The sequence below is a fragment of the Pantoea sp. Ap-870 genome, assembly GCF_011752515.1.
GTDB classification, from domain to species: Bacteria; Pseudomonadota; Gammaproteobacteria; order Enterobacterales; family Enterobacteriaceae; genus Pantoea; species Pantoea dispersa.
Window position 1 is genome coordinate 57855 of the sequence record NZ_VWXG01000010.1, and the last position, 26099, is coordinate 83953.

Genomic DNA, 26099 nt, shown 5'->3' on the forward strand with positions numbered 1-26099 from the left:
TTGCCTGCGCCTCAGGCGAACGCCGTCCTTGGCACTTTATCCCTCTTCTCCTTCCGTGGCCGCAACGGCATAACATGACAAAAAAATGATAAACTCAGCGTATCTCTGACCTCAGGCGCACACGATGAAGAAGAAAAGACCGGTATTACAGGATGTTGCCGATCGCGTCGGCATCACAAAAATGACCGTCAGCCGCTATTTGCGGAACCCCGATCAGGTCTCTGCGGCGCTGCGCGATAAAATCGCCGTGGCGCTGGATGAACTCGGCTATATCCCCAACCGTGCGCCCGACATGCTCTCTAACGCCACCAGCCGCGCGATTGGCGTGCTGCTACCCTCGCTCACCAACCAGGTATTTGCCGACGTGCTGCGCGGCATTGAAACCGTGACCGATGAAGCGGGCTATCAGACGCTGGTGGCGCACTTCGGCTATAACCCGCACAAAGAGGAGCTGCAGCTGCGTTCACTGCTGGGCTGGAATATTGATGGCGTGATCCTCACCGAACGTTCCCACACGCCGGGCACGCTGCGCATGCTGGAAGTGGCGGGCATTCCGGTGATCGAAATGATGGATTGCGTCACGCCGTGTCTTGATATGGCCGTGGGCTTCGACAACGTCGAGGCGGCGCGGCAGATGACGCATGCTATCCTCAGGAAAGGCCATCGTCACACCGTCTATCTGGGCGCGCGCCTCGATGAGCGTACGCTGCAAAAGCAGCAGGGCTACGAACAGGCGATGCGCGAAGCCGGGCTGACGCCACACAGCGTCATGATGGAAGATGCCTCCTCCTTCAGCGCCGGTGCCCAGTTGCTGCGCGAGGCGCAGAAGCGCTATCCGCACACTGACAGCCTGTTCTGTACCAATGATGACCTGGCGGTAGGCGCGATGTTTGAGTGCCAGCGCCAGGGGTTGCGCGTGCCGGAGCAGATGGCGATCGCCGGCTTTCACGGCCACGACATCACGCAGGTGGTCAATCCGCGGCTGGCTACGGTGCTGACGCCACGCGAACGCATGGGGCGTGAATCAGCCGCCATGCTGCTGGCGCGGATTGGCGGCGATCGCAGCGTGACCGCGCCGCTGGATGTTGGTTTTGAGATTGCCGAAGGTGGCAGCATCTGATTTTGGCGATTTTTTGAGTCAGTTCACACTTTCGTGCTTTTCCGCCTGACAAGGGTTGCCAGCGTCTGAGCGCGCTCGGACAATGGCAATCAAAATTGTTATCGGTAACATTGGCAGCTTAACCTGCCGGAGCGCAAAACCATGACCACGCCATCTCCATCGCACCACGTCTTTATCCTGATGGGTGTTTCCGGCAGCGGAAAGTCTGCCGTCGCCAATCAGGTGTCTCATCAGCTCAGCACCGCGTTTCTGGATGGTGATTTCCTGCATCCGCGCAGCAACATTACCAAAATGGCGGAAGGCCATCCGCTGAACGACGACGATCGCCAGCCGTGGCTGCAGGCGCTGAATGATGCGGCGTTCGCGATGCAGCGTACCCAGGCGATCTCGATCATCGTCTGTTCAGCGCTGAAAAAGTCCTATCGTGACATCCTGCGTCAGGGCAATCACAACCTGAAATTCATCTATCTGAAGGGTGATTTTGCCACCATTGAGTCTCGTCTCAAGGCGCGCAAAGGCCACTTCTTCAAACCGCAGATGCTGGTGACACAGTTTGAAACCCTGCAGGAACCGGGTGCCGACGAGCCGGATGTACTGGTTGTCGATATCAATCACTCACTGGATGAGGTAGTTGCGGCCACGGTTGCGACCATCGAGGGCGCAATCAACAAGGGCTAGTCATGAGTACCGCAACGCTGGTGTTAACCGCAGCAGGCTCTGTCCTGCTGCTGCTGTTTTTGGTGATGAAAGCGCGTATGCACGCCTTTGTCGCCCTGATGTTAGTGTCGATGGGTGCCGGTCTGTTCTCCGGTATGCCGCTGGATAAAATTGCCGAGACCATGCAAAAAGGCATGGGCGGCACGCTCGGCTTTCTCGCCATTGTGGTGGCGCTGGGCGCCATGTTCGGCAAAATTCTGCACGAAACCGGTGCGGTCGATCAGATCGCCATCCGCATGCTGAAAACCTTTGGCGAACGGCGCGCGCACTATGCGATGGGCATTGCCGGGCTGATCTGTGCGCTGCCGCTGTTCTTTGAAGTGGCCGTAGTGTTGTTGATCAGCATCGCCTTTGCCGTGGCGCGTCGCACCCACGATAATCTGGTCAAACTGGTGATCCCGCTGTTTGCCGGCGTCGCCGCCGCGGCGGCCTTTTTGCTGCCCGGACCGGCACCAATGCTGCTGGCGGCGCAGATGCACGCTGACTTTGGCTGGATGATCCTGCTGGGATTGTGCGCGGCGATTCCCGGCATGCTGATTGCCGGTCCGCTGTTCGGCAACCTGATTGCACGCCATGTGACGTTCAGCGCGCCGCCGGAAGATCATCAGCCGGACGTCAGCGAGGGCCAGCTGCCGTCGTTTGGCTTTAGCCTGTCGCTGATTCTGTTCCCGCTGCTGCTGGTCGGGCTGAAAACCATCGGCGCGCGCTTTACCACACCGGATTCACGTCTGTATGCGTGGCTGGAGTTTATCGGCCATCCGTTTACCGCCATCCTGCTGGCGCTGCTGGTAGCGATTTACGGCCTGGCTTACCGTCAGGGCATGGATAAAGAGAAGGTGATGCAGGTATGCGGCAGCGCGCTGCAGCCGGCGGGGATTATTCTGCTGGTGATTGGCGCGGGCGGCGTGTTCAAACAGGTGCTGGTGGATTCCGGCGTTGGCCCGGTGCTGGGCCACGCGCTGACCGGTGCCGGCATGCCGATTGCGCTGGCCTGTTTTATTCTCTCCGGCGCGATTCGGGTGATTCAGGGCTCGGCCACGGTGGCCTGTTTAACCACCGTCGGGCTGGTGATGCCGGTGATTGAACCGTTGCATTACAGCGGTGCGCAGCTGGCGGCACTGTCGATCTGCATTGGCGGCGGCTCGATTATTATCAGCCACGTCAACGATGCCGGTTTCTGGCTGTTCGGCCGCTTCACCGGTGCCACCGAAGGCGAGACGCTGAAGACCTGGACGCTGATGGAGACGATTCTCGGCACCACCGGCGCCATCGTCGGGATGATCGCGTTTAGTTTGTTGTCGTAATGGCAATGCGCAATAAATTGCGCCGTTACAGATTAATGCACAGCCTGTAGCGGCGCGATTTATCGCGCGTTGTAAAAATGATTAATCCACCTCGCGCTCATCGTCCGGCTGATCCAGCACGGTGTACGCCACCGCACAGAACAGCGAATTCAGGCGCTTCATATCTCCCAGCAAACCTAAATGCAGCGAACTGGTTTCGATGCTTTGCACATTCTGCCGGTGCAGGCGCTCGACGTGGGCGTGGGAATAACGGCGAATCAGGATGCGGAAACGGTGCTTGGCACGGCGCAGGCGCTTGGCGCTGCTGACGTCGTGCGACAGAAACACCGACAGGCTCAGGCGTAGGTTGCTTAACACTTGCTCCTGCAGCGAATTCAGCTCCTCCAGCCCTTCCGGCGAAAACGCCCGGCGCGCCTGCAGCGATTTGTCCGCCACGTCGGCGCTCATGCGTTCGATAATGTCGCCTGCCTGCTCCAGATTCAGCGCCATCTCAATCACCTCGGCCCAGCGGCGTGAATCCTCTTCCGCCAGGTCCTCCTTCGGCATGCGCGCCAGATAGAGCTTAATGGCGGTGTACAGCACATCCACATCATCATCCAGCCGCCGCACTGCGCGCTCCTCGCGCAGTTCGCCCATCACCACCTTGTTGAAGCTCTCCAGCATCTGCTCCACCACATCGCCAATGCGCAGCGTCTCCCGCGCCGCGTTGGCCAGCGCCAGCGCCGGGGTATCCAGCGCGCTGCTGTCGAGGTGCTTAGGTTTGAGATGGGTCTGGTTTTCCGCATCGTCGGCGATCATGCGGCGGCACAGGCGCGCCATCGGTTCGGCAAACGGCACCATTACCAGACAGCGCACCAGGTTGTAGAACACGTGGAAGAAGATCACCATCTCTTCATCGTTAACCGGCAGCTTATCCAGCAGGTCGGCGATGTAATCGACAAACGGCAAAATAACGATGCTGCCAATCAGCTTGAACAACAGGCTGCCGAGCGCCACCCGCTTGCCGGCAGCATTCGATCCGCTGGCGTTGATCATTGCCAGCAAGCCGCTGCCGAGGTTAGCGCCAATCACCAGACACAGCGCCACTTTGAACGAGATAACGCCGGTGGCGGTCAGCGTGGCGGTAATCAGCACCGCAGCCAGGCTGGAGTAGCTGATGATGGCGAATACCGCGCCAATCAGCGCATCCAGCATGATATCGCCGGTCAGCGTGGAGAACAGTACCTGCACGCCGGCGGCCTGGGTAATGGGTTTGGCGGCGGCGACAATCAGCTGCAGCGCCAGCAGAATCAGCCCGAGGCCGATGGCCGCGCGTCCGATCTGACCGGCGCGCGTCTGTTTGCGGCTGAGGAAAAATACCACGCCAAAAAAGATAAACAGCGGCGACAGCCAGGAGAGATCGAAGGTCAGGATGCGCGCCATGATGGCGGTACCGACGTCGGCACCCAGCACCACCACCAGCGCGGGCGTCAGGCTGACCAGATTCTGCGCCACAAACGAGGTGACTAATAACGTGGTGGCGTTACTGCTCTGCACCAGCGCGGTAACGCCGATCCCGGCAAGAAACGCCATCGGTTTTTTTTCCACGCTGCGGCTTAACACGCGACGCAGATCGGCACCGTACACGCGCATCACGCCGGTGCGGACAATGTGGGTGCCCCATACCAGCAGGGCGACGGCGGAGAGAAGGTTAAGCAGGGTTAGCACGAATAAAGGCTCCTATGCGCCAGGCAGAAAACAGGCGGCTGCCTGCCTGGCGATAAGCACAGCCGATAAATACCTGCGTCGCGCTGCGTTGCCAATTTTTCGTTTAATTTAAGCGACCTGGCGCAACGTCGACATCTCTAACTGTAGTCCAATCTGCATGCCGGCGGGGTGTAAATCTGCCACGCTGCGGTTGAGCACATCCACCGACAACTCGACCTGATTTGCCAGCACGCGATAGCGGATCACGTTCCCGAGCAGGCTATGGCTGAGAATGGTGGCCGCGATGCCTGCCTGCGGTGCGCACAGCTGGATGGATTCCGGACGAATCGCCACCTGGCTGCTGAACGGCTGGCCGGTCAGCTGCGTTGCCTGTTCGGCGCTCAGCAGGTTGTAGTTGCCAATAAAGCCGGCGGCGAACAGATCCACCGGCTGGGTATAGAGCGTTTCCGCGTTGCCGTTTTGCACAATGCGACCGCGGTTCATCAGCACAATCCGGTCCGAGAGCGTCAGCGCCTCTTCCTGATCGTGGGTGACAAAAATGGTGGTCAGCTTCAGCTCCTGCTGAATGTGGCGAATCTGCTCGCGCAGATGGCGGCGAATGCGGGCGTCCAGCGCCGACAGCGGTTCATCCAGCAGCAGCAGGCGCGGCCGCGTCACCAGCGAACGCGCCAGCGCCACGCGCTGACATTGACCACCTGACAGCTGGTGCGGATAGCGGCGCGCGAAGTCGGTCAGCTCCACCAGCGCCAGCGCTTCCATCACGCGTTGCTGAATCTCACCGGCGGGCAGTTTCTGCATCTTCAGGCCAAAGGCGACGTTCTTCTCTACCGTCATATTGGGAAACAGCGCATAGCTCTGGAACACCATGCCAATGGTACGTTTCTGCGGCGGCAGCGGCACCAGATCCTGGCCCTGCAGCAGAATGGTGCCGCTGTCGACATCGGTCAGGCCGGCGATGCAGCGCAGCAGCGTTGACTTGCCGCAGCCGCTCGGGCCGAGCAGGGTGACAAACTCACCTTCGTCGGCGCTGAAATCGATGTTTTCAAAAATGGTGGTCGGGCCGTAGCTTTTATTCAGTTGGGTAACGTTCAGGTAACTCATGGTCAGCCTCGTTCAGGATTGAGGGCATTGGCCAGCCAGGTGACCAGCAGGACAACCGCAAAATAAGAGATCACCAGCGCGCTGGTGAAATGCCCGCTGCCGTTGCGCATGTTGTAGAGATAAACCTGCAGCGTTTCATAGCGGGTGCCGACCAGCAGGTTAGCAAAGACAAACTCACCAATCAGAAACGAGAAGGAGAGCAGCACGGCAATGAACACCCCTTTGCGCAGATTTGGCAGCACCACAAACAGGGCTGCCTGCCAGGTGCTGGCGCCCAGCAGATGAGCCGCGTCAATCAGCTCTTTCAGGTTGATGGCCTGCATGTTGTTGGCAATGGCGCGGTAGATAAACGGCAACGCAATGGTGAAGTAACAGCCGATGAGAATCCATGGCGTGCCGGTCAGCATCAGCGGGCCTGAGGAGTAGAGCTGCAGCAGCCCGACCGACGAGACCACCGGCGGCACGGCAAACGGCATCAGAATCAGCACGTTCATCACCGCGTCCAGTTTTGGATAATAGTAAGCGATTACAAACATCGCAGGCAGCACCAGCAGCAGGGAGAACAGCAGCGCACCCAAGCAGATCAGCAGCGAATGACCGAGCGCAGTGAGGAAGCGCGGATCGCTCCACAGCTGCGTCAGCCACTTCAGGGTAAAGCCCTGCGGCAGAATGGTATCGCTCCACTCGCTGGAGATGCCGTACAGCAGCGTCGCCAGCAGCGGTGCGGCGAGCACGATCAGCAGCAGCCAGACAATCAGGCGATGGTAGAGTTTTTCGACGCGAGACATGTCAGGACTCCTGTACGCGGGCATGCAGATAGCTGCGACGCACCAGATACTGCTGCACCATGGTAATCAGCGCCATAATCAGCACCAGCAGCATCGCCAGCGCGCCGCCGGTATTGGGATCGAGCGAGATATCGCCTGACACCAGCGCGGCGATGCGCACCGGCACCACGTTGAAGTTGCCGGTGGTCAGCGCGTAAATGGTGGCGTAGGCGCCCAGCGCGTTGGCCAGCAAAATTACAAAGGTGCCGAGCAGTGCCGGAAACAGAATCGGCAGGCCGATGTGCCACCAGTAGCGCCAGCGGCTGGCACCGAGCAGTGCCGCCGACTCTTCCCAGTCTTTCCGCAGCCCGTCAAAGGCCGGGTAGAGCAGCAGAATACCGAGCGGAATCTGGAACCAGGTGTAAACCAGCACCATGCCGTCGCGCGAAAACAGCTTAAAGCTGTCCAGCCAGCCGTAGTGGCGCAGCAGCAGCGTCAGGCAGCCGTTCAGTCCGAGCAGGATGACAAAGGCGAAGGCCAGCGGCACGCCGGCGAAGTTGCTGGTCATATTGGTGAACGACAGCAAAAAGCGCTGAAAACGCCCGGTGCCGAGCTTGTGCAGCGAATAACCGGCAAGCAGCGCGATCAGCAGGCCGTAAACGCTCGACCATAGCGAAATATCCAGCGACAGGCGAAAGGCCTGCAGGTAGAACGGTGAAGTGAGGATATCGCTGTAGTTATCGATGCCCCAGCGCTCGTTGATATCACTCCAGAAGCTGTTGATGGCAATCCACAGCAGCGGCGCGAGCTGGAAGGCGATCCAGAACAGCACGAACGGCAGCAGCAGCAGCGAGGCCAGGGTTTTGCCCTTCATCAGCGCGGCTCCGCCAGCAGACCGCGACACAGCGGTTTGTCGTGCGGGACGCCGAGCAGGGTGCAGACGGTGCCGCACAGGTCGGTTTGCTGCGGTTCCAGGTCGGGCTGCAGCGAGAAGCCGCGGCCAAAAACAAACAGCGGCACCTGCGTCTCTTCCGGCAGAATACCGCCGTGCGAGCGATCGTCGTTCATGCCGTGATCGGCGGTGACAATCACCTGATAACCGGCGGCCAGCCAGCCGGGCATCCACTGCGACAGATAGCCATCCGCCATTCGTGCCCGGTTACGGTACTGCGGTGATGACAGGCTGTGCTTGTGCCCGGCATCGTCGATGTTCATTGGGTGAATCAGCAGGAAATCGGGATCGTGCTGCAGGCGCAGGCTTTCGGCATCCTCAAACAGATGCGAGTCGGGGTAACCGTCGTCCCAGTAGAAATGGCCGTACTGGATCGGCAGGTCGGGTGCGTTAGTGTGGCGATCGCGCGCAGCGTTGAACGGCGAGCGGTTATACAGTTCGCTCACCCAGTGATAAGCGGCAGCGGCGGTAGTGAGTCCGGCGTCGCGCGCATAGTGGAAGATGCTGCGCTGATTGCTCAGGCGATTGACGCCGTTGTGAATGATGCCGCTGCGCACCGGTGGAATGCCGGTCAGAATGCATTCGTACAGCGGACGCGACAGCGACGGCAGTTCGCAGGTCAGCGTGTAATAGTGGCCGTTGCCCTGTTTGCATTCGGCAAACAGATAGCCCATGGCGTGCTGCGCTACCTGATTACTCAGCCCATCGAGTACCACCAGGATTGTTTTCATCCCCGCTCCCTCAGGTGCGCATGAATGCGCACCCTGTAAAAATTGGTGATAGGTACCGGCGCAATGTATCGCGCATTGCCGGAAAACGGATGCGCGATACATCGCGCCGCTACGGTATGTGCGACTGGCAGAACGTCTGCGTTACTGCTTCATGTTAATAACCACATTCTCCTGCCATAGGCGCGGCAGCAGTTTTGAGGTCTTATCCCAGGCAGCCTGATCTTTGATCGGACGGGCATTTTTATATTCCGACTGCGGCAGCAGTTTGGCCTGCACGTCTGCCGGCAGCGTTAAATGCTCGGCGCGAATCGGGCGCGCATAGCCTTTCGCCAGGTTGATCTGGCCCTCATCCGACAGAATGTATTCACGCGCCAGCTTCGCCGCGTTCGGGTGGCGGGCGTATTTGTTGATAATGGTGGTGTAGCCAGAAGTCACGGACCCGTCCGACGGAATCACCACTTCGTAGCGATTTTTATCAATCTGATCGCGGTAGTTCAGGCCGTTGAAGTCCCACACCACGGCGACCTGAATCTCACCTTTTTCGATGTTGGCGATCACCGGGTCGGTCACGCCAAGGCGGCCCTGTTTCGCCAGCTCGCCAAAGAACGCCAGCGCCGGCTTGATGTTCTTCTCGTCACCGCCCAGCGCATAGCTGGCGGCGAGGACGCCGTTTGCCGCCTGAGCAGCCGTGCCGACGTCCCCGATAGTGACCACATACTTACCTTTTTTCAGATCGGCCCAGCTGTGCGGTGCGTCTTTCACCTGCTGCTTATCGATCAGGAAAGCGATGGTGCCGGTGTAGGCCAGCATCCAGTTGCCATCGGCGTCTTTCGCCCACGCCGGAATCTGATCCCAGTGCGTCGGTTTGTAGGGTTGCGCCACGCCTTTGGCGACGGCAATCGGACCGAAAGCGGCGCCCACGTCGCCGATATCGGCGCTGGCGTTATCCTGCTCGGCGGCAAACTTCGCCAGCTCCTGCGCCGAAGACATATCGGTATCGCTGTGCTTGAGACCGTATTTGGTGCTGAGATCGTTCCAGGTATCTTTCCAGTTGGCCCAAGTGTCAGGCATACCGACGCTGTTAACCTGGCCTTCGGCGCGCGCGGCTTTTTCCAGCGCGGCAACATCGTTATCGGCGGCATGCGCGGCGGGCAGCGCAAGCAGAACGGCACTGGCTACTACAGAAGAGATAAACGCTTTCATCTCGGTTGCTCCGGGTGTAAGTTGTGGGTCGTCGTGGTCTAGTCCAGCAAGAACCGAGCCAATGTAGCCCGGATAGATGAAGGTTTTATGACCGGGGTGTTGAAATGGGATGTGGCGCGTCGTTCCACATGCGGTTACAGCGCGCTAAAGCGTGGGATGTGCCTTGTCACATTGTAGTCATCGAACTGTCATAGTGCAGATTTGCCCCAAAATGAGGCTGAAAAAAATGTCGTCGAAAACCGCAGATGTGATCGCCGCCGCACTATGCGAACGGATTGAAAACGGAGAGTTTGTCACCAGACGATTGCCGGCCGAGCGCGCGTTGAGCGAACAATATTCCACCACGCGCATCACGCTTCGTGAAGCGCTTGGCCTGCTGGAAGCGCAGGGCGTCATCTACCGCGAACTACGGCGCGGCTGGTTTATTGCGCCGCCGCGCCTCATCTATAACCCGGCACATCACAGTCACTTTCATGCCATGGCGCTGCAGCAGGGGCGCATTGCCAGCACTGAGGTGATGGAGGCGCGCGAGGTGCCGGCGCAGCTGGCAATTGCGCGTCATCTGCAACTGCTGGAAGGCGATCAGGTGTACCGCATTCGCCGCCTGCGCCGCATTGATGGCCGCGCGGTGTTGTACGTCGAGCATTACCTCAATCCGGCCTTCTTTCCCGGTCTGCTGCGTGAAGATCTCACCCGCTCGCTGACCGATCTGTATGACCAGCGCTACGGCATTCACTACGGCGGTGCGCGATTTACTATTGTACCCGGCCCGCTACCGGCACGGGCGGCGCCAGCGCTCAATGTGGCGAGCGGTACGCCCGGCCTGCTGATTACGCGTATCAACCGTGACCAGCATAAGCGGGTGATTGACTGCGACTGCGAGTACTGGCGTTATGACGCGCTATGCGTTGATGTTGAGGTGTAATGTATTGTGATTTAGATCACATTACAGCATGATAGCGCCAGAAGAATCTCGTCATCTGAGGCGCAAAATAATGACAACAAAACCAGCGGCGGGGCAGCTTATTGCTTCGGTATTACAGTGGGTACTGAACATTGGCCTGGTGATTCTGGCCGTTATTCTGGTGGTGTTTCTTGGTAAAGAGACCATTCACCTGGCGAATGTGCTGTTCAGCACCGGTGAGCAGGCGTCCTCGTATCTGCTGATCGAAGGCATTGTGATCTACTTTCTCTATTTCGAGTTTATCGCGCTGATTGTGAAGTACTTTCAGTCCGGCTATCACTTTCCGCTGCGCTACTTCGTCTATATCGGGATCACGGCGATTATTCGTTTGATCATTGTCGACCATAAAAATCCTTTCGATACGTTGTGCTACTCGGCGGCCATTTTGATTCTGGTGGTGACGCTGTGGCTGGCCAACAGTAACCGCCTGAAACGCGAGTAATTCCTCCCGTGACGCCAGCGTGGCACAAGCAGATGTGTCACGCTGAGCGCGGTGCGCTACACTAGGGCAACTTTTTTACCGGAGATGTCCTGATGTCGCATGACGCGCTGCGCCAGTTACGCGCACTGCACTGGCTGCCAGCCTCTTCCCCGTTACTTTCACCGCCGCTGCTTGACTGGCTGCTGGAAGAAGACTCAATGACGCGCCGCTTTGAGCAGCACTGCCAGCAGGTTACCGTACAACTGCTGCGGGAAGCGTTCATTACCGCCGATGAGATGCCGCAGGAAGCAGCGTTTCTGCCTGCCGACACGCGCTTCTGGCTGCGTGAAATCGTGCTGTGCGGTGACAATGAACCCTGGCTGATTGGCCGTACCGTGGTGCCGGAGAGCACGCTGAACGGCCCGGAACAGATGCTGCAAAATCTCGGCACGCGACCGCTGGGACGCTACCTGTTTTCCTCCTCGACGCTGAGCCGCGATTTTATCGATCCGGGCCAGATTGATGACCTGTGGGGACGCCGCTCGCGGCTGCGCCTGTCCGGCAAACCGCTGCTGTTAACTGAACTGTTTTTACCGGCGTCGCCGCTGTACCGCGCGCTGAAGCAAGGATAACGCCCCGTGCAAAAGACTTTAACCATGAGCAAATGGCAGGCCTATAGTCGCCTGATGCGTATTGATAAACCGATTGGCACGCTGCTGCTGCTATGGCCGACGCTGTGGGCGTTGTGGCTTTCCGGCATGGCGATTCCGCCGCTGTCGGTGCTGCTGGTGTTCGTACTGGGGGTGTTTGTGATGCGCGCGGCGGGCTGCGTGATTAATGATTACGCCGACCGTAACGTCGACGGCCACGTGAAACGCACCGCCGCGCGACCGTTAGCCAGCGGCGCGGTAACGGAGAAAGAGGCGAAGCTGCTGTTTGCCGGCCTCGGTCTGCTGGCGTTCCTGCTGGTGCTGACCATGAACCGCATGACCATTCTGCTGTCGTTTGGCGGGCTGGCGCTGGCGTGGGTTTATCCCTTTATGAAGCGCTATACCCATCTGCCGCAGGTAGTGCTGGGCGCGGCGTTTGGCTGGGCGATTCCGATGGGCTGGGCGGCGGTTAGTGAGTCCTTACCCTTTGTCTGCTGGCTGGTGTTTCTTGCCAATATTTGCTGGACGGTGGCTTATGACACCCAGTACGCCATGGTTGACCGCGACGACGATCTGAAGATTGGCGTGAAATCGACGGCGATTCTGTTTGGGCGTTACGACAAGCTGATTATCGGGCTGTTACAGCTGGCCGCGCTGGGCCTGATGGCGCTGGTGGGCATTTTACTGCATCTGAACGGTGCGTTTTACTGGTCGCTGCTGCTGGCGGGCGGGCTGTTTGTGCATCAGCAGAAACTGATTGCCGGGCGTGAACGTGAGCTGTGCTTCCAGGCATTCCTCAACAACAACTACGTTGGCCTGGTGCTGTTTATTGGCGTGCTGCTTAATACCCAGCCGTTTGTTGCGCTGTTTTGATGACGGGGTGATTAACCCCGGCGGCGCGCCGGTCGCCGTAGTGGGAAGCGCGTTCTTTTCACGCCTGAATTCTGACAACAAAAACCGCGGCGCAATCTGGCGTGTGACAGATGCGCCGCGGTTTTCAGTCGCCCATTAGTCGTGCGCTACGGCACTCTCAATGGTCAGACGGACATCGCTGGTGACCAGTTCGGCCAGCATCTGCCACATCATATTGGTACGTTCAGCATCCGCATCACCGGAATCACTGATATAGCCTTCATCACGCAGCGACAGCACCAGCGCGGTAAAGACCGCCTTGTCGAAGAACTCCGGCGCATTGATACCGTGCAGCACTGACAGACGCTGAGCCAGCGTGCGGCTCTCTTTCTCCAGCGTGCCACGGTTAATGGTCGGCTTGGCGCTGAGAATGGCGAAGGTGATGGCGAAACGCTGCAGCGTTTCACGAATCCCGGCCGCCAGCAGCTGCAGCGTACGGTAACGCGCCGCACTCATTTTCAGCTGGCCTTCCTGTACGGTGATCAGCCCCTGCCGCGCCATTTCGGCGCAGAGCGCATTCAGCAGGGCTGGCAGTTCGGCACTGTCCCAGCGCAGGAACAGTTCGCTCTTCAGCATCGGATAGACCAGGCTGACCTGGCGCAGCAGTTCCGCCTCGCTGATCTCCCGATGCTGCTGCACGATAGCGGCAATCAGCGACGGCATCACCAGCATATGGTGGATGTTGTTGCGATAGTAGGTCATCAGCACCGCCTGCTCGCGCGGCAGAATGATGATCTCGCCAATACTGTCCTGCTCGGTCTCGAACTTGTTCATGCCCATGGCGTGATCGAGCAGCGCTTCAGCGCTGAGATCCGGCACGGTTGACTCGGGTGAGTACGGCACATTGCGCAGCAGCTGGGTGTAGCACTCCAGCTGTTCCGTCAGCTGTTCACGCGTCAGCGAACGCTGGCGCGATGCCAGCAGCGCGGTCACGCACAGGTTCATGGCGTTGGCCGCGCCGGCTTCGTTGATGCGTACCATCAGACGTGCCGCGATATCGTTCACTACCGGCGTCATCCACGCCGGACGCTGAGGATCGATAGGGTCAATCGCGTCGCGCCACTCCGGAACCTGTTTGTTAAGATAGTTAACCAGCGACAGCGGCTCACCGAAGTTCACATAGCCCTGACCGAGGTTACGCAGCTTGCGCAGGCCGCGCACCATCTGCATGAAACCCTCTTTCTCTTTCGCGGCACCGCGCAGCTCTTTGGCATAAGTGCCGACTTCCATCACGTGCTCATAACCGATGTAGATCGGCACAAAGGTGATAGGACGGCTGCCGCCGCGCAGCAGCGCCTGTAACGTCATCGACAGCGTGCCGGTTTTCGGGTCGAGCAGACGGCCAGTACGTGAGCGCCCGCCCTCAACAAAATACTCAACCGAATAGCCGCGGCTGAACAGCTCGCCCAGATACTCGCGGAACACCGTGGAGTAGAGCTTGTTGCCTTTAAAGGTACGACGAATAAAGAAGGCACCGAGGCGACGGAAAATCGGTCCGGCTGGCCAGAAGTTGAGATTGATACCGGCAGCAATGTGCGGCGGCACCAGGCCCTGATGATAGAGCACGTAGGACAGCAGCAGATAATCCATGTGGCTGCGGTGGCATGGCACGTAAACAATTTCGTGACCATCCTGCGCCAGCTGGCGCACGCGTTCGCCGCCGTGCACGTTAATGCCCTGATAGAGTCGACTCCACAGCCAGCCCATCACACGGTCAGTCACGCGGATCGCTTCGTACGAGAAATCCGCCGCCACTTCTTCCATCATCTCGATGGCGTTCTGCTGCGCTTTTTCATGCGAAATTTTCTTGCTGCGCGCTTCGTCTTCAACCGCTTTCTCAATCGCTTTGGATTGCAGCAGCTTGTTGAACAGATCCTGGCGTGCCGGCAGACGCGGGCCGACGGCTGCCAGCCGCTGGCGGGCAAAATGAATGCGCGCGACACGTGCCAGCTTCTGCGCGATCGACTGATCGGTACCGTGTTCGGTGGCCATCTGACGCAGTGAAACCGTGGGCGAGAAGCGGACAAAGCTGTCGCGACCGTGCCACAGGATGGCAAAGAACTTCTGTATACCGTTAAGAATACGCAGATGTGGCGTCGGTTCGCCCTGAATTTCACGGCCTGGCGCACGGCCAAACATCACGGAAACCGGCAGCATCTGTACGTCCAGCGCCGCATTATTGCGGTGCAGATCGAGGTAGTCATGGAAAAGCTTGACCGACTCCGGGTTCGCCACGAAATAGGGGAAGACGCGCGGCCCATCGTGAATAAATACGTGGCGCGGCAGCAGGGTGCCGTCAATCTCCAGCGGCGCCAGCGGATCCGGCAGATCGTGCTTCAGGCACTGTGCGCGTAGCGTGAGCAGGTCCGCCTTTGAATCATAAGGCAAAACATACATCACCGGACGGGTCGGATCGATACCGTGTTCCGAGATCGGATCGGTCGGAATGACCTTACTTTTTACCAAAATAGAGAGTGGTAAATTCAACAATTTGTAATAGAGTTTACGCCAACCTGACATAGACAACTTGAAGCCTCTTGTTAGCAAAGCGCGGCAAGCATACCAGAAAGTGCGGCGAAGATCTGTGGCTGTGCCACCTCGCGCGCCCAGACATTGACGTCAAAAACAGTTAAGGGTTCCACAACATGGCAAATAACGTCACCGGTTTCCTGAGAATCATTAAAGCCGCCGGTTATTCCTGGCAGGGGCTGCGCGCTGCCTGGCAGCATGAAGCCGCTTTTCGCCAGGAGGCGATTGCCGCACTGGTCGCGGTTGCCATTGCCTGCTGGCTGGATGTCGATGCCATCACGCGTGTGTTGCTGATTGGCTCGGTGGTGCTGGTGGTCATTGTTGAGATCCTTAACAGTGCCATCGAAGCCGTGGTGGACCGCATCGGTCAGGAGCGCCATCCGCTGGCAGGACGCGCCAAAGACATGGGCTCGGCGGCGGTACTGCTGGCTATCTTACTGGCTCTGTTTGTCTGGATCGCGCTGCTTTGGTCGCATTTGCGATAAACATTCCACATTCATCAAGCCGCTGATTTTTCCCTCTGTTTCGGTTTTCATTTCGCCAATACCTGTATATACTCACAGCGACTGTATAAACAACCAGGGGGCGGGATGAAAGCGTTAACCAGCAGGCAGCAACAGGTCTATGACCTGATTCGCGACCATATTAATCAGACCGGCATGCCGCCAACGCGTGCTGAAATTGCTTCGCAACTGGGCTTCCGCTCGCCTAACGCTGCTGAAGAGCACCTGAAAGCGCTGGCGCGTAAAGGTGTCATTGAAATCGTCTCCGGTGCATCGCGCGGTATCCGCCTGCTGATGGAAGAAGAGGCGAGTGAAGGGCTGCCGCTGATCGGTCGCGTCGCCGCCGGTGAACCGCTGCTGGCGCAGGAACATATCGAAGCCCACTATCAGGTCGACGCCAACCTGTTCAAACCCTCTGCCGATTTCCTGCTGCGCGTCAGCGGTATGTCGATGAAAGATATCGGTATTATGGACGGCGATCTGCTCGCAGTGCATAAAACGCAGGAAGTGCGCAATGGCCAGGTGGTGGTTGCGCGTATCGATGATGAAGTCACGGTGAAACGCTGGAAGAAGCAGGGCGCGATTGTCCAGCTGCTGCCGGAAAACAATGATTTCCAGCCGATTGTCGTGGATACCCGTGAACAGTCGCTGACCGTGGAAGGGCTGGCCGTAGGCATCGTGCGCAACGGCGAGTGGCTCTGAAACCCGGTTGATCTCCCCCGCTGCGGCGGCGCACGCGCGCTGGCCGCAGTCTGCTTTAATCATACTTTTGTTCCCGGCCCGTAAGGCGCTCGCTCAGGCCGACTACCGTAACCCTCGGGATGGGGCTGATGCAGCTATTTTCCTCTTCTGATAAAGCGCTGTGGCGACTGGCGTTGCCAATGATCCTCTCCAATATCACCGTGCCGCTGCTCGGCGTGGTCGATACCGCCGTGATTGGCCATCTTGATAGCCCGATCTACCTCGGCGGCGTGGCCGTAGGCACCACGGCAACCAGCTTCATCTTTATGCTGCTGCTGTTTCTGCGTATGAGCACCACCGGTTTAACCGCGCAGGCGTTCGGGGCCGGCGATAAACAGGCACTGGCGCGCGCACTGATGCAGCCGCTGCTGATCGCCCTCGCCGCCGGGTTGCTACTGGCGCTGCTGCGTTCTCCTGCCAGTAGCCTGGCGGCAACGCTGATGGGCGGCAGCGCGGAAGTCCAGCAGCAGGCGCAGATCTTCATTGAAATCCGCTGGCTGAGCGCACCGGCTACGCTGGCTAACCTGGTGATTCTCGGCTGGCTGCTGGGCGTGCAGTATGCGCGTGCGCCGATGGTTCTGCTGATTGTCGGAAACCTGGTTAACATCCTGCTCGATCTGCTGCTGGTGCTGAAACTGCACTGGGGCGTTGCCGGTGCCGCCGCCGCCACGGCGCTGGCCGAATACGTGACGCTGGCAGTGGGATTAAGGATGGTGGCGCGCGTGTTGAAACTGCGCGGCATCGATTTCAAACTACTGAAACACAGCTGGCGCGGTGACGCGGCGCGGTTATTTCGCCTTAATCGCGACATCATGCTGCGCTCGCTCATGCTGCAGATTTGCTTTGCCTCACTGACCCTGCTGGGTGCACGCATCGGACCGGATGTGGTTGCGGTTAATGCGGTGCTGTTGATGTTCCTGACGTTTACTGCCTATGCGCTGGACGGCTTTGCTTACGCGGTGGAAGCCTGCTCGGGTGAAGCGGTAGGGGCAAAAGATCGCAGCCGGCTGCTGCTGATCTGGCATGCCGCCTGTCGCCAGGCGGGTATCGTTGCGCTGCTGTTTGCGGTTATTTATGCGCTCAGCGGCCCGCACATTGTTGCACTGCTTACCTCGCTGCAGCCGCTGCGTGAGATGGCCGATCGCTTTCTGCTGTGGCAGGTAATTTTACCGCTGGTCGGCGTCTGGTGTTATCTGCTGGACGGCATGTTCATCGGCGCGACACGCGGCCGCGAAATGCGTAACAGCATGATCATGGCAGCAGCCGGTTTCGGTATCACTTTGCTGACGCTGCCGTGGTTAGGGAATCACGGTTTATGGCTGGCGATCACGGTGTTTCTGGCGCTGCGCGGCCTGACGCTGGGATGGATGTGGCGCCGCCACTGGCAGCGTGACAGCTGGTTCAGTCAGCCATAAGCGCAGCGCAGGCACCAGAATAATCTGTAATTCCGTGCACAATCCGAAGCGGCTACTATAATTATCTCAAACGGCGCAGATAAGTAGCGCGTTATATGGTTATTTCCGGCATTACATGAGAAATACACCATCTCACTCAGGAAGACGTGGAGGATTGTTATGAACAAAGACGAAGCGAGCGGAAACTGGAAGCAGTTTAAAGGGAAGTTTAAAGAGAAATGGGGCAAGTTAACCGATGACGATTTGACCGTGATCGAAGGGAAACGCGATCAGCTGGTGGGTAAAATCCAGGAACGTTACGGTTACGCCAAAGATGAAGCTGAACGTGAATTGAAAGACTGGGAAAGTCAAAACAAAGATTACCGCTGGTAAGTCTCCCGCTTTAAGGATGATGCTCCTACCCGCTGATCGTTACAATCGGCCTGGCACACGGACGTGCCAGTTACCCTTTACGCACCTTCTTCTTACTTTCCACTTCATGATCGTGCTGACAGCTACCCGGCTGCGTGCAGGCCGCCACTTCGGCACAGTTTTCACACAGGCCGTGCGCCTCAATAACGCTATGACGTAAGGTAAAACCTGCCTGATCGGCCAACCCGGCAATGATCTTTTCCACGCCGTGCGCGTGCTTCTCACTGACGGCGGCACAGTTGTCGCACACCAGCATCACCGATGTGTGCGCCGGCTCGTCGAAATGGTGGCACACCACATAACTGTTATTTGACTCTACCCGATGAATAAATCCCTGCTCCAGCAGGAAATCCAGCGCGCGATAAATAGTCGGTGGTTTCGCCTGGGGTTCACTGATGCGCAGCTGGTCCAGCAAATCGTAAGCGCTAATGGAACCGTTCTGCTCCGCCATCAGGCGCAGCACTTCTGCGCGCTGCGTAGTGAGGCGCACGCCACGGTCAAGGCACAGAGATTCAGCCTGCGTGAGCAGTTTTTCGGGCGTGAGGTTTGGCATAAGCATTCTCCAGGTGATGGGTGATGTTATTTTATCACACAAACTTTTACGCTGCTGCCATTGCTTTTTTACCTTATATCATCCAGGAAATGTCCGGCTTTCAGCCACTTATCTGCCGCGTTACGTCCTGGTACCTCCTTCTGTTAAGCCATGCTTTTCCTTCCCGAGTTTTTTCTCACAGATTAACCCATCTTTTTGCTTTGCAACTCACTGACTTAGTGGCTATGGTTCAAAAGGTTTTAAGTAATTTCTGGCATCAATTTAGCTGACGTTCATATTTCTGCATAAAACAACAGCAGAATGGTGCGGGCGTGACCAATTCTGCGAATAGCAATGCTAATTCCTTTCAATTCACAGCAATAAAGCGTTAGCCAGCGTTCAGAATAGGGCTAATAAACTATTCCGTCGTAGAGACAGTCCACGACAATTAAAAGGTGATGGCAGACTCATGGTGAAGACATTATTCAGACGCAAGAAAATTGCTTATGTTGTTGGTTTTAATGCGGTATTTGTTACCTCATCAGCATTTGCTGCTGGCACCTGGTACGATGCGCGTAACGATGCCATGGGGGGAACCGGTGTCGCTTCCTCAACCTGGAGCTCGGCAGTGCTGGCTAACCCGGCATTGATGACCAAAGCGCAGCCTGAAGATAACGTCAGCATCATTTTTCCTTCAGCAGGTGTGCAGATTACTGACAAAGACAAATTAGTGGATCGCGTAGACGAAATTACTGATACGGTGGACCGCTATCGTGACGTGATCAACAACATCACGCTGCCGGAGATCATCAATGGCGCGCCTCAGGTCAGAGCCGCGGCAGGTGATATGGCCAATCAGCTGCGCGATCTGCGCGGTGATAAAGCGAATGGCACCGCAGGCGTGGCGTTAGCCGTCAGCATTCCCAACGAGACCCTTCCTTTCGCCTTCATCACCAAAGCCTACGGCACGGCGCACATCCGCGCTAACGTCGTACAGAGCGATATTGATTATCTGGATCAGGTCGCAAATGGCCGCATTCCTTTGCCGGGCGACCAAAATAATCTGCGATCCAGCGCCAACGGCTTGGCTGCGCTGATCACCGATTACGGTGTCGCAATGGCACATGAGTTCACCATCGCCGGTCACCCGGTCTCCGTTGGCGTCACGCCGAAGCTGCAGAAAACCTGGCTGTATAACTACACCGCCAGCGTTTATAACTACGACAAGAATGATATTAACGACAGCCGCTATCGCAGCACCGATACCGGTTTCAACGTCGATGCCGGTATCGCTACCGACTTCGCGGAGAACTGGACCTTCGGCGTGACCGGGCAGAACCTGGTCTCGCGCGATATCGACACCAAAGAGGTTAACGGCTATCGCGATACGTATCAGATTCGCCCACTGGTAACCACCGGACTGGCGTGGAATCGCGGACCCTTTACTCTGACCGGCGATGTCGATCTGACCGAAACCAAACGTTTTAAATCGCAGGAGAGCAGTCAGTACGCTGGCGTGGGTGGTGAATATCGCGTGCTGGACTGGCTGGCGCTGCGTGCCGGCTATCGCGCGGATATGAAGTCGAATGACACCGATGTGTTTACGGCCGGTCTCGGCGTGTCGCCGTTCAACAACGCGGTGCATCTGGACCTAGCCGGTTCGGTCGGCAAAGACAATACCTGGGGGGCCATGGTGCAGCTCGGGTTTAACTTCTGACCACACGATGACGGGCGGCTGTGTCGCCCGTCACAGCTGTGATATCATTGCGCAGTTTCTCATCACTTAACTGCGGATTTACTGCGTTTCATGACCGATACATTCTCTTCGCAACGTTTCTCCATCGCCCCAATGCTGGACTGGACCGACCGTCACTGTCGCTATTTTCACCGTCAGCTGAGCGGCGACACGCTGCTGTACACCGAAATGGTGACCACCGGGGCCATCATCCACGGCAAAGGCGACTATCTGGCCTATAGCGAGGCGGAGCATCCGCTGGCGCTGCAGCTGGGCGGTAGCGATCCGGCTGCGCTGGCAACCTGTGCAAAGCTGGCAGAAGCGCGCGGATACGATGAGATCAACCTGAACGTCGGTTGTCCGTCCGATCGGGTACAGAACGGCCGTTTTGGCGCGTGCCTGATGGGTGAGGCGGCGCTGGTCGCGGACTGTATCAAAGCGATGCGCGATGTGGTCAGCATTCCGGTCACGGTGAAAACCCGCATCGGTATTGACGACCAGGATAGCTACGCCTTCCTGTGCGATTTTGTCGGCACCGTGGCGCAGCAGGGCGGTTGTGATACGTTCATTATTCATGCGCGTAAAGCGTGGCTATCGGGTCTCAGCCCGAAAGAGAACCGTGAAATTCCACCGCTCGACTATCCGCGCGTGTATCAGCTGAAGCGGGATTTCCCGGCGCTGACCATAGCCATTAACGGCGGCGTTAAGACGCTCGATGAGGCCAAAGCGCATCTGCAGCACCTGGACGGCGTGATGATGGGGCGCGAGGCCTATCAAAATCCCGGCATTCTGGCGCAGGTTGATCGCCAGCTGTTTGGCCGCGAGACACCGGTGGCCGATCCGGTCGCCGTGGTGCGTTCCATGTACCCTTACATCGAAGCCGAACTGGCACAGGGCACCTATCTGGGACACATTACGCGCCACATGCTGGGCCTGTTCCAGGGCATTCCCGGCGCGCGCCAGTGGCGCCGTCATCTGAGCGAAAATGCCCACAAACCGGGCGCAGACGTCCGCGTGCTGGAAGCGGCGCTGGCGCTGGTGGCTGACCGCATCGTGCAGGAAGCCTGATCCCGCGAGCGGGCCTGGTCAGGCTGGCAGGACGGTTTAAACCGCACGGTTTCGTCGTGCGGTTTTTAATTCACCACCAGTTAGTCAATTTCACCAAATTAACTTCTCCTCTGTCCTGCATCAAAGCGATAATTCAATGGCTTAGCGATTGGCACGACCTGGCACGTATCTTGTAATACCTTCTGCATTACTGATACAGGAGAGCGCTCGTGGAAATATTATTCGTTATCGGCTTTTTTATGATGCTGCTGCTGACTGGCGTATCGCTGCTGGGCGTGATCGCCGCGCTGCTGGTGGCCACCGTGGTGATGTTTCTCGGCGGGCTGTTTGCGCTTGTTATAAAATTGTTGCCGTGGCTGGTGCTGGCGGTGGTCGCCGTGTGGCTGTATCGCGCATTTACCACGCCGCAGGGAGAGGTGAAACTTAACCGGCTGAAAAGGAAAATCAGCGACTTAGAGAAGAGAAGCTGGCGCTAAATGCGGTTACGATCACAGAGTTGGTGATTGCTTAGTACGAATTCGCAATTAAACATATTTTTTACTTATGTTTTCTGTCAGGATAGGTAAAGAAATTCAGACGAATTCATCGCCGCTGTCCCTACACCAGCGCGAACTATAAAAAAGAAAGAAAAGGGCTTCCTTCGGGAAGCCCTTCGTCATTTCTGCTATCAGGGAATCAACAGGCTGGAACCCTGAGTGGCACGACTCTCCAGCACCTGATGCGCACGTACCGCATCGCTCAGGGCAAATTTCTGCTGCTCCGGCACGTTAAGCTGAATAGCGCGGCTGGCGATGAGCGAAAACAGTTCGCCGCTGGCGCGATCGAGCTCTTCACGGTTGGTGATATAGCCAAACAGGGAAGGGCGGGTGACAAACAGCGAGCCTTTCTTGTTGAGAATGCCGAGGTCAACGCCGGTCACCGGGCCGGAGGCATTACCAAAGCTCACCATCAGGCCGTGGCGGCGCAGGCTGTCGAGGGAGGGTTCCCAGGTATCTTTACCCACTGAGTCGTACACTACCGCCACTTTTTCACCGTTGGTCAGTTCGCTGACGCGCTGGGCGATATCCTCTTCGCGATAATTGATGGTGGCCCAGGCGCCGGCATCTTTGGCGATCTGCGCTTTCTCCGCAGACCCGACGGTGCCAATCAAATGCGCGCCCAGCGCTTTCGCCCACTGGCAGGCAATCAGGCCCACGCCGCCTGCGGCGGCATGAAACAGGAAAATTTCATCAGCTTTTACTTTGTACGTCTGACGCAGCAGATATTGCACCGTCAGGCCCTTGAGGAAAGAGGCCGCAGCCTGCTCAAAGCTGATGCTGTCCGGCAGAATCACCAGCCGATCTTCTGCCACATTGTGCAGCTCGCTGTAGGCACCGAGCGCGGCCTGGCAATACACCACGCGATCGCCCGGCTTGAAACGCGAAACCGCGCTGCCCACTTTTTTCACGATGCCTGCCGCTTCAGTGCCCAGGCCGGACGGCAGCGAGGAGACCGGATACAATCCGCTGCGCACGTAGGTATCGATGTAGTTAATACCAATCGCCTTGTTCTCCACCTGAACTTCATAGTCGGCGGGATCGGCTGGTGTGAAATCGACCCAGTGCAATACTTCCGGGCCGCCGTGCTGGTTGAACTGAATTCGCTTTGCCATTCTGACTCCTGTGATTGTTCATCCTGGGACGGTATACTTGCGCGTCCCTTTCACGATCGGTAATGCATTCACTATGGCAGGAAATAAACCCACCAACAAATCGAACGAACCCCGCGATCGGCAGCTCGAAGGCGTGAAAATGCCGCCGCATTCTCTCGAAGCGGAGCAGTCGGTGCTCGGTGGGTTGATGCTGGATAACGAACGCTGGGATAACGTCTCCGAGCGCGTGGTCGCGGAAGATTTCTTCAACCGTTCGCACCGCATGATTTTCTCTGAAATGCAGCGCCTGCTAGAAGCCGGTCAGCCTATCGATCTGATCACCCTGTCAGAGTCGCTGGAAACGCGTGGCGAGCTGGAGATGGCGGGCGGCTTTGCCTATCTGGCCGAGCTGGCAAAAAATACCCCAAGTGCGGCAAACCTCGGTGCTTATGCCGACATCGTGCGTGAACGTGCGGTAGTGCGTGAGATGATTTCGGTGGCTAACCAGATCGCTGATGCCGGTTACGATCCGCAGGGCCGCAGCAGCGAAGAGCTGCTGGATTTCGCCGAATCGAACGTCTTTAAAATCGCTGAACAGCGCGCGAATAAAGATGAAGGCCCGCAAAATATTGAGCAGATCCTCGAAGCGACGGTATCGCGCATTGAAGCGCTGGTATCAACGCCGCATGATGGCGTCACCGGCGTCGATACCGGCTATCAGGATCTCAACAAGAAAACCGCCGGTCTGCAGGGTTCAGATCTGATCATTGTCGCGGCGCGTCCGTCGATGGGTAAAACCACTTTCGCCATGAACCTGTGCGAAAACGCCGCCATGCTGACAGACAAACCGGTGCTGATTTTCAGTCTCGAGATGCCCAGCGAACAGCTGATGATGCGTATGCTGGCCTCGCTGTCGCGCGTTGATCAGACGCGTATCCGTACCGGTCAGCTGGAGGATGAAGACTGGGCGCGCATCTCGGCCACCATGGGCATCCTGTTAGAAAAGAAGAACATGTTCATCGATGACTCGTCCGGTCTGACGCCAACCGAAGTGCGTTCACGCGCGCGCCGCGTGTTCCGTGAAAACGGCGGCCTGAGCATGATCATGATCGACTACCTGCAGCTGATGCGCGTACCGGCGCTCTCTGACAACCGTACGCTGGAGATCGCCGAGATCTCACGCTCGCTTAAAGCGCTGGCGAAAGAGCTCAATGTACCGGTGGTGGCGCTGTCGCAGCTTAACCGCTCGCTGGAGCAGCGCGCCGATAAGCGTCCGGTTAACTCGGATCTGCGTGAATCGGGCTCGATCGAGCAGGATGCGGACCTGATCATGTTCATCTATCGTGACGAGGTGTATCACGAAAACAGCGATCTGAAAGGCATCGCCGAGATCATCATCGGTAAACAGCGTAACGGCCCGATCGGCACAGTACGTCTGACGTTCAACGGCCAGTGGTCACGCTTTGATAACTACGCCGGACCGCAATACGACGACGAATAATCGCGCTTCCGCAGTTGCATGCACGATTTGTGCATGCATTTCACGTCATCAGAAAATAGTGTTGGACAACCTCGTCAATTATCAGGTTATCTGTAGCAAAGCGAATCCTATAACGCTGTGGATACAGAATGACTCAGGTAGACGATTACGACCTTAAGATACTGACACTACTACAATCTAACGGCCGCCTTACCAACCAGGAACTCAGTGATTTAGTCGGACTTTCGGCGTCGCAATGTTCACGCCGGCGCATTAATCTCGAACAGGCAAATCTTATTCTTGGCTATCACGCGCGGCTCTCGCCAGACGCGGTAGGGCTGGGCATGGTCGGCTTGATCGAGGTGCGACTAAAAAATCACACGCCCGATTACGAAGAGAGTTTTCACCGCATGGTGGAGCAGGAAACGGCGATTGTCGACGCGTTCAAAACCACTGGTGACGCCGACTATCTGTTAAAAGTCGCGGTGGCCGATTTAGCGGCGCTGAGCGCGCTGATCAGTCAGCTCGTCGCTGGCCATCAAAGCGTGGCGCACGTGAAAACCTCGGTGGTACTCAACCGTTTAAAAGAGAACGGCTTGATGATGATCCCCGAGCACAAAGTGCGCCAAAAGAGTGCATGATGTGCCAGTGTGGTGCATATTTGTGCCGTTTTTCGCGCAAAGCGCGCACCAAAAACCGAATTTGTGCATGAATCGATTATTTTACAGCAGATTGATGCACATAAACCTGCAATAAAGCGCCTTAGTTATCAATTGGATAATCGCTGGCACCCATCGGCGGCGACAGGAAGCCGCCGATGTGGTGCGTTTTTTGCAAATGAACGCCATCATTTGCAAAGAGATCGCGCCATGGATAACGCTGTACAACCTTCCCGCATTCCCCACACCCGTACAGAAGATGCGCTGGCTATCGTGCTTGGCACGCTGATGGTGTCGTTTGGCGTCATTTTGCTGAAACAGGCGGGCGCGCTGACCGGCGGTACGGCGGGCGTGGCTTTTCTCATTAGCTACCTGTCGCCGCTCTCGTTCGGCAGCGCCTTCTTTCTGATTAACCTGCCGTTTTACTGGCTGGCCATTCGCCGCATGGGCTGGGAATTTACCCTGAAAACCTTCTGTGCGGTGGGGCTGGTATCGCTGTTCACCCATCTGCACCCGCTGTTTATCCATTTTTCTGCGCTAAATCCGTTTTATGCGACATTGTTCGGTAACGTGGTGATGGGGATTGGGTTTATAGTGTTGTTTCGTCACAAAGCCAGCCTCGGTGGTATCAATATTCTGGCGCTCTGGCTGCAGGATCGCTCTGGTCTGCGCGCCGGCAAACTGCAAATGGCGCTGGATACCTGTGTGGTACTGGCCTCGCTTTTTGTGGTATCGCTGCCGATGCTGCTGGCCTCCATTGCCGGCGCGGTGATGCTCAATCTCATCATCGCCATGAATCACCGTCCCGGCCGCTATTTTGTTTGATGACGTCGACCCACACATTTAT

Annotated in this window: 26 protein-coding genes; 17 read left to right on the forward strand and 9 right to left on the reverse strand. The window is 57.5% G+C overall.

Annotated elements, in window-relative coordinates; all coding sequences use genetic code 11:
- Positions 1–124 precede the first annotated feature (124 nt).
- From gntR to gntU, 3 genes are all read left to right on the forward strand, one after another.
- Entirely contained in the window at positions 125–1120 is a 996-nt protein-coding gene (gntR, locus tag F3J41_RS20130) for a gluconate operon transcriptional repressor GntR (RefSeq protein WP_021507996.1), read from the forward strand.
- A 141-nt stretch (positions 1121–1261) separates the two neighbouring features.
- On the forward strand, positions 1262–1798 hold the full coding sequence (gene gntK, locus F3J41_RS20135) for a gluconokinase (RefSeq protein ID WP_010615889.1): 537 nt from the start codon (positions 1262–1264) through the stop codon (positions 1796–1798).
- 2 nt (positions 1799–1800) lie between these two features.
- The gene (gntU, locus tag F3J41_RS20140) at positions 1801–3141 is read left to right on the forward strand and encodes a gluconate transporter (RefSeq protein ID WP_021507994.1); all 1341 of its coding nucleotides are present in this window, start codon (positions 1801–1803) and stop codon (positions 3139–3141) included.
- Positions 3142–3222: 81 nt separating this feature from the next.
- On the opposite strand, the gene F3J41_RS20145 is transcribed toward gntU, so the two are convergent.
- The 6 genes from F3J41_RS20145 to F3J41_RS20170 all read right to left on the reverse strand — a co-directional run bounded on the left by F3J41_RS20145 (position 3223) and on the right by F3J41_RS20170 (position 9602).
- Positions 3223–4848 (reverse strand): Na/Pi cotransporter family protein, encoded by a 1626-nt coding sequence (locus tag F3J41_RS20145; RefSeq protein ID WP_058757573.1) that lies wholly within the window; start codon positions 4846–4848, stop codon positions 3223–3225.
- Between the two features lie 108 nt (positions 4849–4956).
- Positions 4957–5949 carry an ABC transporter ATP-binding protein gene (locus F3J41_RS20150; RefSeq protein ID WP_021507867.1) on the reverse strand — a complete coding sequence of 331 codons (993 nt, stop codon included), beginning with the start codon at positions 5947–5949 and terminating at the stop codon, positions 4957–4959.
- Positions 5950–5951: 2 nt separating this feature from the next.
- A complete protein-coding gene (locus F3J41_RS20155) occupies positions 5952–6737 on the reverse strand; it encodes an ABC transporter permease (RefSeq protein WP_166712214.1) in 786 nt (261 codons plus the stop codon).
- A 1-nt stretch (position 6738) separates the two neighbouring features.
- On the reverse strand, positions 6739–7590 hold the full coding sequence (locus F3J41_RS20160; protein WP_166712216.1) for an ABC transporter permease subunit: 852 nt from the start codon (positions 7588–7590) through the stop codon (positions 6739–6741).
- Positions 7590–8399, reverse strand: a complete 810-nt coding sequence (locus tag F3J41_RS20165) for an alkaline phosphatase family protein (protein ID WP_058770008.1) — start codon at positions 8397–8399, stop codon at positions 7590–7592. Before F3J41_RS20165 ends, F3J41_RS20160 begins: the two co-directional genes overlap by 1 nt.
- A 141-nt stretch (positions 8400–8540) precedes the next feature.
- On the reverse strand, positions 8541–9602 hold the full coding sequence (locus F3J41_RS20170) for an ABC transporter substrate-binding protein (protein ID WP_058770009.1): 1062 nt from the start codon (positions 9600–9602) through the stop codon (positions 8541–8543).
- Between the two features lie 226 nt (positions 9603–9828).
- Here F3J41_RS20170 and F3J41_RS20175 point away from each other — a divergent pair, with 226 nt between their 5' ends.
- The 4 genes from F3J41_RS20175 to ubiA all read left to right on the forward strand — a co-directional run bounded on the left by F3J41_RS20175 (position 9829) and on the right by ubiA (position 12510).
- Complete coding sequence (locus F3J41_RS20175; protein WP_021507862.1) at positions 9829–10527, forward strand: UTRA domain-containing protein; 699 nt, start codon at positions 9829–9831, stop codon at positions 10525–10527.
- 70 nt (positions 10528–10597) lie between these two features.
- Positions 10598–11008, forward strand: coding sequence for a phosphate-starvation-inducible protein PsiE (gene psiE, locus F3J41_RS20180; protein ID WP_010616618.1), 411 nt, complete (start codon positions 10598–10600; stop codon positions 11006–11008).
- A gap of 92 nt (positions 11009–11100) precedes the next feature.
- Positions 11101–11619: a chorismate lyase gene (gene ubiC / locus F3J41_RS20185; RefSeq protein ID WP_010616617.1), complete on the forward strand. Its 519-nt coding sequence runs from the start codon at positions 11101–11103 to the stop codon at positions 11617–11619.
- Positions 11620–11643: 24 nt separating this feature from the next.
- On the forward strand, positions 11644–12510 hold the full coding sequence (gene ubiA / locus F3J41_RS20190; RefSeq protein WP_021507861.1) for a 4-hydroxybenzoate octaprenyltransferase: 867 nt from the start codon (positions 11644–11646) through the stop codon (positions 12508–12510).
- 135 nt (positions 12511–12645) lie between these two features.
- On the opposite strand, the gene plsB is transcribed toward ubiA, so the two are convergent.
- Positions 12646–15069, reverse strand: a complete 2424-nt coding sequence (plsB, locus tag F3J41_RS20195) for a glycerol-3-phosphate 1-O-acyltransferase PlsB (RefSeq protein ID WP_031279763.1) — start codon at positions 15067–15069, stop codon at positions 12646–12648.
- 125 nt (positions 15070–15194) lie between these two features.
- Here plsB and F3J41_RS20200 point away from each other — a divergent pair, with 125 nt between their 5' ends.
- From F3J41_RS20200 to F3J41_RS20215, 4 genes are all read left to right on the forward strand, one after another.
- On the forward strand, positions 15195–15563 hold the full coding sequence (locus tag F3J41_RS20200; protein ID WP_021507859.1) for a diacylglycerol kinase: 369 nt from the start codon (positions 15195–15197) through the stop codon (positions 15561–15563).
- Positions 15564–15668: 105 nt separating this feature from the next.
- Positions 15669–16283, forward strand: a complete 615-nt coding sequence (gene lexA, locus F3J41_RS20205; RefSeq protein WP_031279762.1) for a transcriptional repressor LexA — start codon at positions 15669–15671, stop codon at positions 16281–16283.
- Positions 16284–16411: 128 nt separating this feature from the next.
- Positions 16412–17737: an MATE family efflux transporter DinF gene (gene dinF / locus F3J41_RS20210; RefSeq protein ID WP_132465716.1), complete on the forward strand. Its 1326-nt coding sequence runs from the start codon at positions 16412–16414 to the stop codon at positions 17735–17737.
- Between the two features lie 159 nt (positions 17738–17896).
- Positions 17897–18109, forward strand: a complete 213-nt coding sequence (locus F3J41_RS20215) for a CsbD family protein (protein WP_021507857.1) — start codon at positions 17897–17899, stop codon at positions 18107–18109.
- 70 nt (positions 18110–18179) lie between these two features.
- On the opposite strand, the gene zur is transcribed toward F3J41_RS20215, so the two are convergent.
- The gene (gene zur, locus F3J41_RS20220; protein WP_132465719.1) at positions 18180–18701 is read right to left on the reverse strand and encodes a zinc uptake transcriptional repressor Zur; all 522 of its coding nucleotides are present in this window, start codon (positions 18699–18701) and stop codon (positions 18180–18182) included.
- A gap of 448 nt (positions 18702–19149) precedes the next feature.
- On the opposite strand from zur, the gene traF reads away from it, so the two are divergent.
- From traF to pspG, 3 genes are all read left to right on the forward strand, one after another.
- A complete protein-coding gene (gene traF / locus F3J41_RS20225) occupies positions 19150–20397 on the forward strand; it encodes a conjugal transfer protein TraF (protein ID WP_058780893.1) in 1248 nt (415 codons plus the stop codon).
- Positions 20398–20487: 90 nt separating this feature from the next.
- Positions 20488–21483, forward strand: a complete 996-nt coding sequence (gene dusA, locus F3J41_RS20230; RefSeq protein WP_132465722.1) for a tRNA dihydrouridine(20/20a) synthase DusA — start codon at positions 20488–20490, stop codon at positions 21481–21483.
- Between the two features lie 209 nt (positions 21484–21692).
- On the forward strand, positions 21693–21959 hold the full coding sequence (gene pspG / locus F3J41_RS20235) for an envelope stress response protein PspG (RefSeq protein WP_058770016.1): 267 nt from the start codon (positions 21693–21695) through the stop codon (positions 21957–21959).
- 191 nt (positions 21960–22150) lie between these two features.
- On the opposite strand, the gene F3J41_RS20240 is transcribed toward pspG, so the two are convergent.
- A complete protein-coding gene (locus F3J41_RS20240; RefSeq protein WP_152391425.1) occupies positions 22151–23134 on the reverse strand; it encodes a quinone oxidoreductase in 984 nt (327 codons plus the stop codon).
- A gap of 73 nt (positions 23135–23207) precedes the next feature.
- On the opposite strand from F3J41_RS20240, the gene dnaB reads away from it, so the two are divergent.
- The 3 genes from dnaB to F3J41_RS20255 all read left to right on the forward strand — a co-directional run bounded on the left by dnaB (position 23208) and on the right by F3J41_RS20255 (position 26077).
- Entirely contained in the window at positions 23208–24614 is a 1407-nt protein-coding gene (gene dnaB, locus F3J41_RS20245) for a replicative DNA helicase (RefSeq protein WP_021507851.1), read from the forward strand.
- 128 nt (positions 24615–24742) lie between these two features.
- A complete protein-coding gene (locus F3J41_RS20250) occupies positions 24743–25234 on the forward strand; it encodes an Lrp/AsnC family transcriptional regulator (RefSeq protein WP_031279759.1) in 492 nt (163 codons plus the stop codon).
- 228 nt (positions 25235–25462) lie between these two features.
- Positions 25463–26077 (forward strand): YitT family protein, encoded by a 615-nt coding sequence (locus F3J41_RS20255; RefSeq protein WP_021507849.1) that lies wholly within the window; start codon positions 25463–25465, stop codon positions 26075–26077.
- Positions 26078–26099: the final 22 nt, after the last annotated feature.